The organism is Lacisediminihabitans sp. FW035 (assembly GCF_054880895.1).
Genome location: NZ_CM142187.1, coordinates 141513 through 155807, shown reverse-complemented (window position 1 = coordinate 155807; position 14295 = coordinate 141513). Strand labels below are relative to the sequence as shown.

The 14295-nt window shown below is 66.7% G+C and carries 13 protein-coding genes; 9 read left to right on the top strand and 4 right to left on the bottom strand.

What is annotated here, in order from left to right; genetic code table 11:
* Positions 1-501 precede the first annotated feature (501 nt).
* The gene (locus tag ACVXZ4_RS00740) at positions 502-906 is read right to left on the bottom strand and encodes a hypothetical protein (protein WP_461796347.1); all 405 of its coding nucleotides are present in this window, start codon (positions 904-906) and stop codon (positions 502-504) included.
* A gap of 220 nt (positions 907-1126) precedes the next feature.
* Here ACVXZ4_RS00740 and ACVXZ4_RS00735 point away from each other — a divergent pair, with 220 nt between their 5' ends.
* Entirely contained in the window at positions 1127-1735 is a 609-nt protein-coding gene (locus tag ACVXZ4_RS00735; protein ID WP_461796346.1) for a hypothetical protein, read from the top strand.
* A gap of 31 nt (positions 1736-1766) precedes the next feature.
* Positions 1767-3824 (top strand): LamG-like jellyroll fold domain-containing protein, encoded by a 2058-nt coding sequence (locus ACVXZ4_RS00730; protein WP_461796345.1) that lies wholly within the window; start codon positions 1767-1769, stop codon positions 3822-3824.
* A gap of 6 nt (positions 3825-3830) precedes the next feature.
* Here the strand turns inward: ACVXZ4_RS00730 and ACVXZ4_RS00725 are convergent, their stop codons facing one another.
* From ACVXZ4_RS00725 to ACVXZ4_RS00715, 3 genes are read right to left on the bottom strand one after another with little or no spacing between them, the layout of a single operon-like run.
* The gene (locus ACVXZ4_RS00725) at positions 3831-4265 is read right to left on the bottom strand and encodes a nitroreductase family deazaflavin-dependent oxidoreductase (protein ID WP_461796344.1); all 435 of its coding nucleotides are present in this window, start codon (positions 4263-4265) and stop codon (positions 3831-3833) included.
* 2 nt (positions 4266-4267) lie between these two features.
* Positions 4268-5251, bottom strand: a complete 984-nt coding sequence (locus ACVXZ4_RS00720; RefSeq protein ID WP_461796343.1) for a zinc-dependent alcohol dehydrogenase — start codon at positions 5249-5251, stop codon at positions 4268-4270.
* 5 nt (positions 5252-5256) lie between these two features.
* Positions 5257-6261: a LacI family DNA-binding transcriptional regulator gene (locus ACVXZ4_RS00715; protein WP_461796342.1), complete on the bottom strand. Its 1005-nt coding sequence runs from the start codon at positions 6259-6261 to the stop codon at positions 5257-5259.
* A 219-nt stretch (positions 6262-6480) separates the two neighbouring features.
* Between ACVXZ4_RS00715 and ACVXZ4_RS00710 the strand changes: the two genes are divergently transcribed.
* The 7 genes from ACVXZ4_RS00710 to rhaI all read left to right on the top strand — a co-directional run bounded on the left by ACVXZ4_RS00710 (position 6481) and on the right by rhaI (position 14236).
* Positions 6481-7998: a sugar ABC transporter ATP-binding protein gene (locus tag ACVXZ4_RS00710; RefSeq protein ID WP_461798031.1), complete on the top strand. Its 1518-nt coding sequence runs from the start codon at positions 6481-6483 to the stop codon at positions 7996-7998.
* The gene (locus ACVXZ4_RS00705; RefSeq protein ID WP_461796341.1) at positions 7995-9029 is read left to right on the top strand and encodes an ABC transporter permease; all 1035 of its coding nucleotides are present in this window, start codon (positions 7995-7997) and stop codon (positions 9027-9029) included. The genes ACVXZ4_RS00710 and ACVXZ4_RS00705 overlap by 4 nt, the downstream gene beginning before the upstream one ends.
* Positions 9022-10074, top strand: a complete 1053-nt coding sequence (locus ACVXZ4_RS00700; protein WP_461796340.1) for an ABC transporter permease — start codon at positions 9022-9024, stop codon at positions 10072-10074. Before ACVXZ4_RS00705 ends, ACVXZ4_RS00700 begins: the two co-directional genes overlap by 8 nt.
* 51 nt (positions 10075-10125) lie before the next feature.
* Positions 10126-11187, top strand: a complete 1062-nt coding sequence (gene rhaS / locus ACVXZ4_RS00695; protein WP_461796339.1) for a rhamnose ABC transporter substrate-binding protein — start codon at positions 10126-10128, stop codon at positions 11185-11187.
* Positions 11188-11259: 72 nt separating this feature from the next.
* A complete protein-coding gene (locus ACVXZ4_RS00690) occupies positions 11260-12720 on the top strand; it encodes an arabinose isomerase (protein WP_461796338.1) in 1461 nt (486 codons plus the stop codon).
* Positions 12717-13073, top strand: coding sequence for an L-rhamnose mutarotase (locus ACVXZ4_RS00685; protein ID WP_461798030.1), 357 nt, complete (start codon positions 12717-12719; stop codon positions 13071-13073). Before ACVXZ4_RS00690 ends, ACVXZ4_RS00685 begins: the two co-directional genes overlap by 4 nt.
* Positions 13070-14236 (top strand): L-rhamnose isomerase, encoded by a 1167-nt coding sequence (gene rhaI / locus ACVXZ4_RS00680; protein ID WP_461796337.1) that lies wholly within the window; start codon positions 13070-13072, stop codon positions 14234-14236. The genes ACVXZ4_RS00685 and rhaI overlap by 4 nt, the downstream gene beginning before the upstream one ends.
* The last annotated feature ends 59 nt before the right edge of the window (positions 14237-14295 follow it).

Here is a 14295-nt window from a genome sequence, read left to right as displayed (position 1 = left end):
CCGCCATCCGCGTCCCGGGTTTCGGCCGGGCGAAATGCCACTATCCCCCGTGGGGATGGCGTGGGTCGTAGGCCGTGGGTCGTGGGTCGTGCGTCGTTGGTCGTTGGTCGTTGGTCGTTGGCCGTGGGTCGTGCGTCGTGCGTCGTGTTCACGGATCAGGAGTTACGCCGGACCTGCGGCGTGTCGAAGGCCCGGCGCGCCCGCAGATCCGCGTGACTCCTGATCCGTGAACGGGAACCGGGCGCGGGCGGTGAGGGTGAGCGTGAGCGTGAGCGTGAGCGTGAGCGTGAGCGTGAGCGTGAAGCGTGAGCGTGAAGCGTGAGCGTGAAGCGTGAAGCGTGAGCGTGAGTCGAGTCGAGTCGAGTGCAGGGCGTCACCGGGGCGAGACCTCCGCCGCGGGGCCTATTCCCCCGCATTCTCGCGGTGAGTTGCACTCTTTTGCGACCCGGCCGCGCGCCGAGGTCGCAAAAGAGTGCAACTCACGGCCGCGAGACCGCGTTGCTAAGCGAGAAGGGAGGAGCCGAGCGCCACGACCCCGTCGAGCACGACCCGCTCGTGACTGACCGCCCGTGAGTAGAGCACGAACCCGATGATCCACACCGCGACGACGAGCACGATCGCGAGCAGAGCGATCCACCAGGCCTGGCGACGCCGTACGAGGGTGACGATCGTGAGCACGGCCCCGACGATCAGCAGCAGGAACATCACGAACCAGGAGATTCCGAGGGATGCGACGGCCGCACCCGCCGAGCAGGTGCGCGCGGGACAGTTGCCCACGAGGGCCGCGGAGAACAGGTCGATCACGGCCGAGACAACCAGGAAGCCGAAACCGATGAGGAGCACCGCCGTCGAGACGGCGATGTCCCAGACGAGGAGCGGACGCTTGGTGGGGATGTTGTCGGTCATCGATCCATCATCCCACTGTGGCTTCCGAAGGGGGATGGCGGTGCCCGCACACTCGACGGCCGCCCGGGCCGGTGCGAAATTACGCGGGACCTTGTGCCCCCCGACCTCTCCCGACGGCGGACACAATCGAATCGAGCCTCACCGCCATATCGGCGGCGGCACCGGGCGCCGGCAGCATACGGCAGGCTCCAATTCGGGGAATCGACCAGGGGATCAGATCATGAAGGCACCAAGCGCTCGCGCACGACGAATCGCCATCTTCACGGCCGGGCCAGCGGCCATCGTGGTCGCGGGCCTGTTGATCTGGCAGATCTCGGTCGCTGCGTTCACCGCCCAGACCCAGAATGTGGGCAACAGCTGGAGTACCGGATCGGTGAACCTCACGGACGACGACCTCGGCGCGGCGACTTTCCAGCTCACCAACGTGAAGCCCGGCGACACCGGTACGAACTGCATCAAGGTGACGTCGACTTCATCGGTGCCGGGAGTGGTGAAGACCTACATCGCGCGGCTCGGCGCACAGGGGCTCGAGAACAACATCCTCATCACCGTGGAGATCGGATCGGGCGGGTCCTTCGGCAGCTGCACCGGATTCGTCGCGGATGCGGTGGCAGCACCCGCGATCTCCATCGCAACGGCGGCGGCACAGTCGACCGACTATGCGACCGGCATCCTGCCCTGGACGACCACCGGTGTCACTTCCGGCGAATCGAAGACCTACCGGGTCACGTGGAAGTTCGACGTGACGAGCATGACCCAGAGCCAGATCGATGCGTTGCAGGGCAAGTCGGTCAGCGACGACGTGGTCTGGGAACTCCAAAGCAACTGAGCGATTCCCCCGATCATCGAGGGTGCCCACCATGCCAGCCCAGAGGGAATCCCTAGCCAGCGCACGCCCGACGATCGTGCTTGCGGCCTGGACCTGGCTGTTTGTGCGGCTCGTGGCCCGGCTGTCGCTCTCATTCGTTTTGGCCCTTGCGGTGTTCTCGATCGCGCCACTGGCGTTCGGGATGACCGGATCCGACGTGTTCGGCGGCTCGATGAGACCGCACCTCCAGGCAGGGGATGTGGTGCTCTCCTTTCCCCTGGATAAGGATGCCCCGACCCCGATGGGGCGGGTCGTGACATTCCACGGGTCCGGCGCCGGCAAGTCATCCGACCTGATCGTTCATCGCATCGTGGGCAAGAACAAGGACGGCACCCTGATCACCGCGGGCGACGCGAACATCGAGGTCGACAGCACTTCGCTGAAGCGCTCGGACATCATCGCGCGGGCGTGGGTGCTGATTCCGTGGGTCGGGCTCCCGCTGCTCTGGCTCTCCACCGGAGGCTGGGTACCCTTCTCGATCTGGGTCTTGCTCACGTTGCTCGCCCTCCTGGTCGAGGTGATCGGAGACCCCGGCCCGCGGACCAAGAGGAATCGAGCACCCTTCCGGGCGAAACACCCCGCATTCGTTCGCGCGATCCCCGGGATCGCGGCCGGAGTCGCGCTCGCCATCGCCGCCACTTTCGCACTGGTGGCGCTCAACCCGGCGAACGCGGTGTTCACCTCGCAGACTTCGTCCGTCGGCAACAACTGGGTCTATCCGGCCGCAACGGCGCCGACGAAACTGGTGTTCGCGGTGAACCCGTCGAGCGGCACCGGTGGGGCGCGCCTCGCGGTGCAGCCCTCGGTGCGATTGCTCGATGCAGCGGGGAAGCCGACCACCGGCACGGCTCGTACGATCACGCTCACCCTCACGAATCCGGCAGGCGCGGCACTGGCGTGCGCCGCGAATCCCATGACCACCACATCCGGTATCTCCACCTTCAGCGCCTGCGCGGTCGACAAGGCTGGGACCTACACGCTCACCGCCACTTCTCCCTTGCTCAGCAGTGCCGTGAGCTCATCGTTCACGATCTCGGTGGGCCCCGCGACGAACCTGCGGTTCTCCGCGTCGCCCGCCACGACACCGATCAACTCCCCCTTCGCGAAGCAACCGGTGGTGATCGTCGTCGACGCCGGCGGGAACCAGACCACCAGTGCGATCCCCGTCACCCTCTCTCTGACGACTGCCGCGGGTGCGACCCTCACCTGCACGACCGACCCGAAGGGAACGACGGCCGGAAGCGTCACGTTCGCCGGGTGCCGCATCAACCGGGCCGGGATCTACTCCCTCACCGCCACCTCTCCCGGCGTCGCCTCCGCGGTCTCGGGAAGCTTCGTCATCGGCCAGTACTCCACCTGCACGAGCGCGGGCTCCTCCGACCAGGCCAACGCCTACTTCCAGTACCACCTCCAGGAGGGATCGAACTCGTTGTTCGCCGCGGACAGCGCGAGCTTCATGAGCTGGGGGACCTATCAGGGATCCATGACCAGCAGCGCAGTGACGCCGCTCGCGTGCCCGCGCGATTCCGGGGGCGCCTACGTGCTGAACGGGACGTCGAGCTTCGTCTCGACCCCGCGCCAATACTCGAACCCGACGACGTTCAGCGAGGAGCTGTGGTTCAAGACGACCGTGCCCGGCGGCCGGCTGATGGGGTTCAGCAACACCCAGACGGGCGTCTCCAACCACTACGACCGGCACCTCTACATCGGAACGACGGGCGCGCTCGAGTTCGGCACCAACAATGGGGGTTCCCTCCAGGTCCTGGTCACTCCGGGCGTCGTCACCGATGGTCTGTGGCACCACACGGTGGCGACGATGTCACCCGGAACGGGAATGAGGCTGTATCTCGACGGCATCCTCGTCGCATCGAACGCCGCGTGGGTCACCCCGGAAAGCTACAGCGGGTACTGGCGCATCGGGTACGACAATCTCAACGGCTGGCCGAACCAGGGCAACTCCTACTTCGCCGGGCAGCTGCGCTTCGCCGCGGCATACTCGGTGGCGCTCAGCGCGACTCAGGTGCAGAATCACTGGGCAGCCGGGCAGTGAGGGCAGCTACCGCCGGCTCAGCACGAACACCGGGATCTGCCGGTCGGTCTTCTCCTGATAGTCGGCATAGGGCGGATAGGCCGCGACGGCCCGTTTCCACCACACCGCCTTCTCGTCGCCGGTGACTTCCCTGGCGATGTAGTCGGCCTTCTCCGCCCCATCCTGCAGCTCGACCTCGGGGTTCTTCACGAGATTGAAATACCAGACCGGATGTTTCGGGGCGCCGCCGAGCGACGCCACCACCGCGTACTCGCCTTCGTGTTCGACCCGCATGAGGGCGGTCTTGCGCAGCAACCCCGACTTCGCCCCGACCGAGGTCAGCACGATGATCGGCATGCCGCGGAGGTCAGCACCCTTCGCGCCTCCCGTCGCCTCGAACAGCTCGGCCTGCTCACGCGCCCAGTCGGATGTGCTCGGTGCGTAGTCCCCTTCGAGAGGCATGTCTATTCCGCTCCTCGCCAGTCGATGACGATTCCATTGAGATGATCCCGCTCCGAGGTGAAGAGGCGTCTGTAGGTGGTGTCCGCATCGGTCCAGTTCACCTGGTTCGTGATGAGCGGATCGAAGTCGAGCTCGCCGGAGACGATGCGGCGCAGCACCGTGCGCCGCACCTCGGAGGTGCCGATGAACCACGGGAACACCGCGTTGATCTGTCGTTCGTGCGCGAGCTCGTAGGTGAAGGAGACCTGGTCGGGATAGACGCCCTCGAAGACCATCGTGCCCTCGAAGCGCAGGCACTCGAGCGCGCTGTCGATGAGGGCGGCGACGCCGGTGGACTCGATCACCATGTCGAATCCGTCGGGAAAGTCGGGCTGCAGCTGCGACCAGGGCGATCCGGCCGAGCCGTCGATCACGCGGTCGGCACAGTGGGCGCCGGAGATGGCCCGGCGCTCGGGCGAGACCTCGGAGACCACGACGTAGGCGCCGCGATCACGCGCGAGCATGGCCGTCGCCTGCCCGATGAGACCCTGGCCCAGCACGAGCACGGTGTCGCCGCTCTCGAGGCCGGCCTTGTCGATGGCGTTGAGGCCGACCGCCGCGGGCACGAACAGCGCGGCCATGTGGTACGAATCGGTCTCTTCGATCGGGTACGTGAGCTCGAGATCCGCGACGAAGTAGGCGCCGTGGGTGCCGTCACCGAAGCAGGCGACCGCCTCGCCGAGGGTGAGTCCGTGGCGCTCTTCGCCCTCGCCGAAAGCGACGATGTGGCCGACCCCCTGGTAGCCGGGGGTGAAGGGCACCGGGCCCCAGGAAGGCCGTTCGCCGGTGGCGGCCAGCATCTCGGTGCCGACGCTCACTCCGGTGAAGTCGGTGCGGATGAGCACCTTCCCCGGTCCGGGATGCGGCACAGGCCGCCGGCCAAGTTCAATGCGACCGAACTCCGGCACGATCAGCGCGGGAGCATCGGCGGGGATCTGCGTCGACATGATCCCTACAAACTACTCTCCCGCACCACCAGTTCGGGCTGGAAGACGACCTGACGGGGGGCGAGCGCGGGGTCCGCGGCCTCCTCGAGCAGGATCTCGACCGCCGTCTGGCCGATGAGAGCGCTCGGCTGGCGAATGGACGAGAGCGGCACCACCGCAGCGCTCGCGAAGTCGATGTCGTCGTACCCGATCAGTGCGATCTGCCGCGGTACCGGTACATCCGACCCCTGCATCATGAGGGCCTGGAGCACGCCCATCGCCACGAGGTCGTTCGCCGCGAAGACCGCGTCCGGCCGATCCGCGGGATCCCGCGCCACGAGCTCGGATCCGGCGGCGCGGCCGGCTATCACGCTGAGGCCGTCGATCAGGATGACCTCGAGCGAGGCATCCGAAACGCTCGCGACCGCGGTACGCGCGCCGTCGAGCCGGTCGGTGACCTGCTGGATCTCGAGGGGTCCGCCGATGAAGGCGATGCGACGCCGTCCCTGGGCGAGGAGGTGCCCGACAGCGAGAGCGCCTCCGGCGATGTCGTCGACCGAGACTGAGCTGAAGGAAGCATCGGCGCTCGTGCGGTCCACCAGCACCGCGGGGATGCCCCGATTGCGCAATTGCCGCAGCCGTGCGGTGATGTCGCCGAATGGGGAGATGAGCACCCCGTGCATCCGCTGCACCTCGAAGAGGTCGAGGTAGGTGGCCTCACGATCGGCCTTCTCGTCGCTGTTGCCGAGAATCACCGAGAAGCCGTCCGCGGCGGCCCGATCCTCCGCCCCGCGAGCGAGATCGGTGAAGAAGGGGTTGCGCACGTCGAGGACGACGAGCCCGATGGTGCTGCTTCGGCCGGCCCGAAGCTGGCGGGCGGCGTCGTTGCGCACGAATCCGAGCTCGTCGATCGCGGCCTGCACACGGGACGCGACGGCGGCCGACACCTTCTCGGGGCGGTTCATCACGTTGGAGACGGTGCCGACGGAGACGCCGGCGAGCGCCGCGACATCCTTCACGCTGGCCGCCATGTTGATCACCGATGCTTCCCGCGTCGCCGCAGTGCTCTCCGCGTCGCCTCAGTGCGTCGCTCATTGCATGATGCCAGCAATCCGACGCTCGTGGGTACGGTTTTGGAACGATTCATAATCGAGCTTGACGAGAACCGACCGTGCGCCATAGAGTGCATTCCGTCCCGATCTTAAAACGATTCAATAAACCTCGACGTGGAGGATCAGCCGTCAATGACGATGAGCCCCGATAGCGCAACCCCCGCCGCTCTCTCGCTGACATCAGCGACGAAGTCCTTCGGCGCGGTCGCCGCCCTCACCGATGGCACGATCGAGATCCGTTCGGGCGAGATCCACGCGCTCGTCGGCGAGAACGGCGCGGGCAAGTCGACCCTGGTCAAGATCCTCGCCGGAGTGCACCAACCCGACTCCGGACGCTTCACCGTCGAAGGAGCGGATGTCTCGTTCCGGTCGCCGGCAGACAGCAAGGCCGCCGGCATCTCCGTGATCTACCAGGAGCCCACGCTCTTCCCCGACCTCACCGTTGCGGAGAACATCTTCATCGGCCGCCAGCCGCGCGGTCGGCTCGGCCTGATCGATCGAGCGACCATGCGCGCCGACGCTCGCGCGCTGTTCACCCGTCTCGGCGTGCCGGTCGATCCCGACCGGGTCGCCGAGGGGCTGTCGATCGCCGACCAGCAGATCATCGAGATCGCGAAGGCAATCTCGCTCGACGCCCGCATCCTGGTGATGGATGAGCCGACCGCCGCCCTGAGCGGTGTTGAGGTGGACCGGCTGTTCGCCGTCGCCCGCAGCCTGCGTGACCGGGGCACCGGCATCCTCTTCATCTCCCACCGTTTCGACGAGGTGTTCGACCTCTGCGACCGCATCACGGTGATGCGGGACGGCGCCTTCATCGCCACTCACGACACCCCGGACATCACCGTAGACGGACTCGTGCGGGAGATGGTCGGCCGCGACATCGCGACCCTCTTCCCCAAGCAGGAAGCCGCTATCGGAGAGCCCGTGCTTTCGGTGACCAACCTCACGAGGGCCGGGGTCTTCAACGACATCAGCTTCGAGGTGCGTGCCGGCGAGATCGTGGCGCTCGCCGGACTCGTGGGCGCCGGGCGCACCGAGGTGGCCCGCGCAGTGTTCGGCATCGACCGCTACGACACCGGGAGCGTGCTTCTCAGCGGCCGGTCCATCCGCGCGCACTCCCCCCAGGCCGCTATCGATGCGGGCATGGGCTTCGTGCCGGAGGACCGCCGCAAGCAGGGTCTCGTGATGGACCTCTCGGTCGCCCGCAACGCCACCCTCACCCTGCGCAAGAAGCTCGCACGATTCGGCCTGATCAATGCCAAGGACGAACGCCGGGTCGCGGAGGAGTGGAGTGCGCGCCTCCAGGTGAAGACCGGATCGCAGGACCTCTCGGTCGCGACCCTCTCCGGAGGCAACCAGCAGAAGGTGGTGATCGCGAAGTGGCTCGCCACCGCTCCGCGACTGCTCATCGTGGATGAACCCACCCGCGGCATCGACGTCGGGACAAAAGCCGAGGTCCACCGCCTGATCTCCGAGCTCGCGGTGCAGGGCATCGCCGTGCTCATGATCTCGTCCGAGCTCCCGGAGGTGCTCGGAATGGCCGACACCATCCTCGTCATGCACGAGGGGCGGATCTCGGCCCGGCTCTCCCGCGACGAGGCGACCGCCGAAGCCGTCCTGCACGCCGCAAGCGCATCCCCGGAGAGTGCCGCATGAGCCAGACCCTGAGTGCCCCTCCGATCGAGAAGGCCGTCGCCGGGCGCGCATTCGGACGCATCTTCGTGTCCCGCGAATTCTCGGTGTTCGCCGCCCTCGCCGTGCTGATCATCGTGACCGCGGTGGTCAACCCTCGGTTCCTCGCCGCGCAAGGAGTGAAGGACCTCCTCCTCAATTCGACGATCTTCGTGATCATGGCCGTCGGACTCGCCATCGTCGTGATCACGAACAACGTCGACCTGTCGATCGGCTCCATCCTCGGGCTCTCCGCGTTCGGCACCGGATCGTTGTTCCACGCCTTCCCGAGCATCCCGATTCCGCTGGTGTTCCTCATCGGAATCGTGCTCGGAGCGGTGCTCGGGGCGATAAACGGGTTGGTGGTGACGATTGCCGGGGTGCCATCGCTCGTGATCACCCTCGGGACGCTCTACATCTTCCGGGGAATCAACAACGCCTGGGCCGGAAGCACCCAGTACTTCATCGGCAATGAGCCTCCCGCGTTCGGCAATCTCTCGGTGCAGACGCTGTGGGGTATCCCGCTGTTCGCCATCGCCGCCCTCATCGTGGTGATTCTCGCGGCCGTCTTCATGTTCGGCACCCGGGCCGGGCGAGACCTCTACGCGATCGGATCCGACACCGAGGCCGCCCGCCTGTTCGGCATCAAGGTCAACGGCCGGGTCGTGGGGGCGTTCATCGCCAGCGGCGCGCTCACCGGACTCGCCGGAGTGCTCTACGCCTCGCGCTTCAACTCGGTGGGGGCCGATACCGGCACCGGCTTCGAGCTGCAGATCGTCGCGGCGGTCGTCGTCGGCGGTGTCGCGATCTTCGGCGGAAGCGGCACGGTCACCGGTGCAGCGATCGGTGCAGTGCTGCTCACCACCATGACCGGCGCACTGGCCGCCCTCAACGTCAGCAAGTTCTGGCAGCAGGCGATCGTCGGCGTGCTGATCATCGCGGCCATCCTGCTCGACCGCATCCTGTCCATTCGAACCGCCCGCAAACTGCGAGTGAGCGAGGCACGCAATGACTAACGCCGTCACGACCAATGCAACCGCGAGGCCCGTGAAGGCCAGGAGCGCCGCCCGGCGGCTGTTCCTCGGCCGAAACGCGAACACCGTCTACGCGCTGCTGCTGATCGTGGTCATCGCGAGCGTCTTCGTACCCTACTTCGCGGGCGTCGCCACGGTGAGCTTCCTGCTCATCGACGCCGTACCGATCCTCCTGATGGCCATGCCGATGGCGCTCATCATCATCACCGGGGAGATCGACCTCTCGGTGGCGAGCACCGCCGGTCTCTCCGCGGCCGTCATGGGCGTGCTGTTCCACGACGCGCACTGGAACATCTGGTGGGTTTTCGTAGCCTGCATCCTCGTCGGCCTGCTCTGCGGTGCCTTCAACGGCATCCTGATCACCGCGATCGGGCTGCCCTCGCTGGCCGTGACCATCGGAACCCTCGCGCTCTTCCGCGGGCTCGCCCTCGTCGTGATCGGCGACAACGCGGTGGCGGACTTCCCCATCGACCTCACCACCTTCGCCACCTCGACGATCGGGGCGACGGGCATCCCGACCTTCATGATCTTCGTCGCGATCGTGGTCGTCGCGTTCGGGGTACTGCTGCACTTCACGCCGTTCGGTCGCGCACTGTTCGCTCTCGGTTTCAGCAAGGAGGCCGCGCGCTTCGTGGGCATCCGGGTGAATCGCTCCAAGTTCTGGCTCTACGTCGCCAGCGGCGGCATCTCGGCCTTCGCCGGCATCTTCTGGGTGCTGCGGTACTCGAGCGCCCAGAGCGACAGCGTCACCGGCCTCGAGCTCAGCGTGGTCGCGGCCGTATTGCTCGGCGGGGTCTCGATCTTCGGCGGGTCCGGCGGCATCGTCGGGGTCGTCGCCGGCGTGCTCATCATCCGCACCGTCAACTACTCACTGCAGCTCGCCGGACTTCCGGACACCGTGCTCACCATCGTCACCGGCTCGCTTCTCGTGCTCTCCGTCATCGCCCCGAGCGTGAGCGCGAGTGTGCGGCGAGCGGGCGAAAAACGCCGCAACCGCGTGCCACTCCAGGGCACCGCCGCGGCATAAAACATTCGGCGCCGAGCACCCGGCGACGATTCTATGAGGAAAGGAAGAACAATGAAGTTGTTTCATCTGAAGGAGGGCCGATCAGTGACGGCCCGCCGTGTCCTGGCGATGTCCGCGCTCACCACCGCGGCGGTCATGGCCCTCGCAGGCTGCGCGGCCGGAACCACACCGTCCTCCGGCGGCAGCGCGAAGGGCTTCAGCATCGCCTTCGTGCCCAAGCAGCTCAACAACCCCTACACCGACGTCGAACTCGGCGGAGGCAAGAAGGCCGCGGCCGCACTCAGTGGCGTGACCTACTCGGTCGTCGGACCGAACACCGCGAGCGCCTCCTCCCAGGTGAGCTACATCAACACGCTCACCCAGAAGAAGATCAACGTGATCGCGATCGCCGCCAACGACCCGAACGCGGTCTGCTCGGCCCTCAACCAGGCGAAGGCCGGCGGCGCGAAGATCATCACCTTCGACTCCGACACCGACAAGAAGTGCCGCAGCCTGTTCATCAACCAGGTCGTGTCGAAGGATGTCGGACTGATCGAGGTGAAGCAGGTCGCCGAGCAGATCAACTACGAAGGCGACATCGCCATCCTCTCCGCCACCGCCAACGCGACGAACCAGAACGCCTGGATCGAATTCATGAAGGCCGAGCTCAAGTCGAACCCGAAGTACGCGAAGATCAACCTCGTCGCGACCGTCTACGGAAACGACGACGACACGACTTCCTTCCAGGTCGCCCAGGGTCTGCTCTCCACGTACCCGAACCTCAAGGGCATCATCTCGCCCACGACGGTCGGCATCGCGGCGACGGCTCGCTACCTCTCGACCTCGTCCTACAAGGGCAAGGTCGCGCTGGTCGGTCTCGGACTTCCGAACCAGATGCGCGAGTACGTGAAGGACGGCACCGTCAAGGCCTTCGCTCTCTGGGACCCTGCCAAGATCGGCACCGCTGCGGTCTACGCCGCCAAGGCGCTCGTCGCCGGCACGATCACCGGCAAGGAAGGCGACACCTTCAAGGCCGGCGACCTCGGCACCCTCAAGGTCGGAGCTGACAACACCGTCATCGTCGGCCCGCCGACGGAGTTCGACGCCAACAACATCGACCAGTACAACTTCTAAACCCTCCGCTCTCCCGGGCCGGCACGCCGGCCCGGGAGAGCACCCCCTCATCTCAGATCCTGCGGAGACCCCATGACTTCCCTTCTCACCGGCGCCCTCGAGCCGAAGAAGCGCCGCCAGACCCGGATCGGCCTCGTCGCCGGCGGGCTCGCCGCGTACTGGCCCCAGTTTCCTGATCTCCTCCCCCAGCTTCAGCAGTCGTCCGCCTACGTCACGTCGCGCTTCAACGCCCTCGACGCCGAGGTGGTCGACGTGGGATTCATCTCGGATGCCCAGGAGGCGAACGTCGCCGCCGAGAAGCTGCGCATCGCCGACTGCGACCTCATCGTCATCTTCCTCACCACCTACCTCACCTCGTCGATGGTGCTGCCGATCGCGCAACGCGCCAAGACGCCCGTGCTCGTGATCGACCTGCAGCCCACCGAGGCGATGGACCACGCCAACTTCGACACCGGCAAGTGGCTCGCCTACTGCGGCCAGTGCCCCGTGCCGGAGGTGGCGAATGTGTTCCGCCGGGCGGGCATCCCCTTCCGTTCCGTATCCGGCCACCTGAAGCAGGAGTCGGCCTGGGCACGCATCGACCAGTGGGTGCATGCGGCCGGTGTGCGCGCGACCCTGCGCACCGCCCGCCACGGCCTGATGGGCCACCTCTACCCCGGCATGCTGGATGTCTCCACCGACCTCACCCTCGTCTCCACCCAGTTCGGCTCCCACGTGGAGGTGCTCGAATTCGACGACCTGCGCGTGCGGGTCTCCGAGGTGACGGATGCAGAGGTGCGGGATCGTATGGAACTCGCGAAGTCGTTGTTCACGCTCGACCCCTCGGTGAAGGAGGAGGACTTCGCCTGGGGCGCCAAGGTGTCTGTCGGCCTCGACCGCTTGGTCGAGGACTTCGAACTCGACTCGGCCGCCTACTACCACCGCGGCCTGCAGGGCGAGCAGCACGAGCGACTCGGCGCGGGAATGATTCTCGGCGCCTCGCTGCTGACCGCCCGCGGCATCCCCTTCGTGGGGGAATACGAGCTGCGCACCAGCCTCGCCATGCTCGCCGCCCACACCATCGGTGCCGGAGGCTCGTTCACCGAGATCCAGGCGCTCAACTTCTTCGACGGCGTGGTGGAGATGGGCCATGACGGCCCGGCCCACCTCGCGGTCTCCGAGCGGGACCCGCTGCTGCGCGGCCTCGGGATCTACCACGGCAAGCGCGGCTACGGCGTGTCGGTCGAGTTCGACGTGAAGCAGGGCCCGGTCACCACCTTCGGCATCGGCCAGGACCGTGACGGCAGCTTCACCTTCATCACCAGCGAGGGCACCGTCGTACCCGGCCCGCTGCTCGCGATCGGCAACACGACCTCCCGCGTCGGCTTCGGGGGCGACCCCGGCGAGTGGGTGGACGAGTGGTCGCAGACCGGCATCGGGCATCACTGGGCACTCTGCGTCGGGCATCGCGCCGGAGACATCCGCGCCGCCGCCTCGCTGCTCGGCATCGAGCACCGCCATGTCGACATGGCGAGTCTGCCGAGTTGGCGATGAGACGCGTCTGCTTCCAGCTCCAGGTGAAGCCTGGCCACATCGACGCCTACCGGGAGGCCCATGCCGCCGTGTGGACCGACATGCTCGAGGCGCTTCATGAGACCGGATGGCGCAACTATTCGATCTTCCTGCGCGACGACGGCCTCGTGATCGGCTACTTCGAGACCGAAGACCTTCAGGCCAACCTCGACGGCATGGCGGCCGCTCCCGTCAACGCCCGCTGGCAGGCCGCGATGGCCGAGCATTTCGTCGACCTCGACGTGCCCGCCGACCAGGCATTCCTCTACCTCGACGAGGTCTTCAACCTCGACGACCAGCTCACCAGAGTCACACAGAACGGGAACCGACCATGACAACCTTCTCCGATATCGAGCCCCTGCTCGCCACGCAGGCCATCGAGCTCCCGTCCTGGGCATTCGGCAACTCGGGCACCCGGTTCAAGGTCTTCGGCACCCCCGGCACCCCCCGCACCCCTCAGGAGAAGATCGCGGATGCCGCGCAGGTCAACAAGTACACCGCGCTGTCCCCCTCGGTGGCACTGCACATCCCCTGGGACAAGGTCGATGACTACGCGGCTCTCGGAGCCTTCGCGAATGACCACGGCGTCGCCCTCGGCACGGTCAACTCCAACACCTTCCAGGACGACGACTACAAGTTCGGGAGCCTGACGCACACCGACCCGAAGATCCGCCAGAAGGCCATCGACCACCACTACGAGTGCATCGACATCATGGATGCCACCGGCTCCCGTGACCTCAAGATCTGGCTCGCCGACGGCACCAACTACCCCGGCCAGCAGGATCTTCGCGGTCGCCAGGATCGCCTCGCCGACTCGCTCGCCTCCATCTACGCCCGCATCGGCGCCGAACAGCGACTCGTGCTGGAGTACAAGTTCTTCGAGCCCGCTTTCTATCACACGGATGTTCCGGACTGGGGTACCTCTTACGCCCAGGTCGCCGCGCTCGGCGACCGCGCGCTGGTCTGTCTCGACACCGGCCACCACGCCCCTGGCACGAACATCGAGTTCATCGTGATGCAGTTGTTGCGCCTCGGCAAGCTCGGGTCCTTCGACTTCAACTCCCGCTTCTACGCCGACGACGACCTCATCGTCGGCGCCGCGGACCCGTTCCAGCTGTTCCGCATCCTCTACGAGGTGATCCGCGGTGGGGGATACGGACCCGGATCGAGCGTCGCGTTCATGCTCGACCAGTGCCACAACATCGAAGACAAGATCCCCGGGCAGATCCGCTCCGTGCTCAACGTGCAGGAGATGACCGCGCGCGCCCTGCTCGTCGACACGGCGGCACTGACCACTGCGCAGAAGGCGGGCGATGTACTCGGCGCGAACGGCATCCTCATGGACGCCTTCTACACCGACGTGCGCCCCGACCTCGCCGCGTGGCGCGAGAGCCGCGGACTCGCCGGGGATCCGATGGCCGCCTATGCGGCATCCGGGTACCAGGCGCAGATCGCCGCCGACCGCGTGGGAGGCCAGCAGGCCTCCTGGGGTGCCTAACCCGCGTGTTCTCTCGCGGCGGCCGTGCGACGTCGCGGAGGGTGCCATGCCTCCCTCCG

Bases quoted from the DNA above. Each gene is read 5' to 3' on its own strand.
- ACVXZ4_RS00725 (WP_461796344.1), bottom strand. From the start codon at position 4,265: ATGCCTCTCGAAGGGGACTACGCACCGAGCACATCCGACTGGGCGCGT.
- ACVXZ4_RS00710 (WP_461798031.1), top strand. From the start codon at position 6,481: ATGAGCCCCGATAGCGCAACCCCCGCCGCTCTCTCGCTGACATCAGCG.
- rhaI (WP_461796337.1), top strand. From the start codon at position 13,070: ATGACAACCTTCTCCGATATCGAGCCCCTGCTCGCCACGCAGGCCATC.
- ACVXZ4_RS00740 (WP_461796347.1), bottom strand. From the start codon at position 906: ATGACCGACAACATCCCCACCAAGCGTCCGCTCCTCGTCTGGGACATC.
- ACVXZ4_RS00705 (WP_461796341.1), top strand. From the start codon at position 7,995: ATGAGCCAGACCCTGAGTGCCCCTCCGATCGAGAAGGCCGTCGCCGGG.
- ACVXZ4_RS00690 (WP_461796338.1), top strand. From the start codon at position 11,260: ATGACTTCCCTTCTCACCGGCGCCCTCGAGCCGAAGAAGCGCCGCCAG.
- ACVXZ4_RS00685 (WP_461798030.1), top strand. From the start codon at position 12,717: ATGAGACGCGTCTGCTTCCAGCTCCAGGTGAAGCCTGGCCACATCGAC.
- ACVXZ4_RS00715 (WP_461796342.1), bottom strand. From the start codon at position 6,261: ATGGCGGCCAGCGTGAAGGATGTCGCGGCGCTCGCCGGCGTCTCCGTC.
- ACVXZ4_RS00700 (WP_461796340.1), top strand. From the start codon at position 9,022: ATGACTAACGCCGTCACGACCAATGCAACCGCGAGGCCCGTGAAGGCC.
- ACVXZ4_RS00730 (WP_461796345.1), top strand. From the start codon at position 1,767: ATGCCAGCCCAGAGGGAATCCCTAGCCAGCGCACGCCCGACGATCGTG.
- rhaS (WP_461796339.1), top strand. From the start codon at position 10,126: ATGAAGTTGTTTCATCTGAAGGAGGGCCGATCAGTGACGGCCCGCCGT.
- ACVXZ4_RS00720 (WP_461796343.1), bottom strand. From the start codon at position 5,251: ATGTCGACGCAGATCCCCGCCGATGCTCCCGCGCTGATCGTGCCGGAG.
- ACVXZ4_RS00735 (WP_461796346.1), top strand. From the start codon at position 1,127: ATGAAGGCACCAAGCGCTCGCGCACGACGAATCGCCATCTTCACGGCC.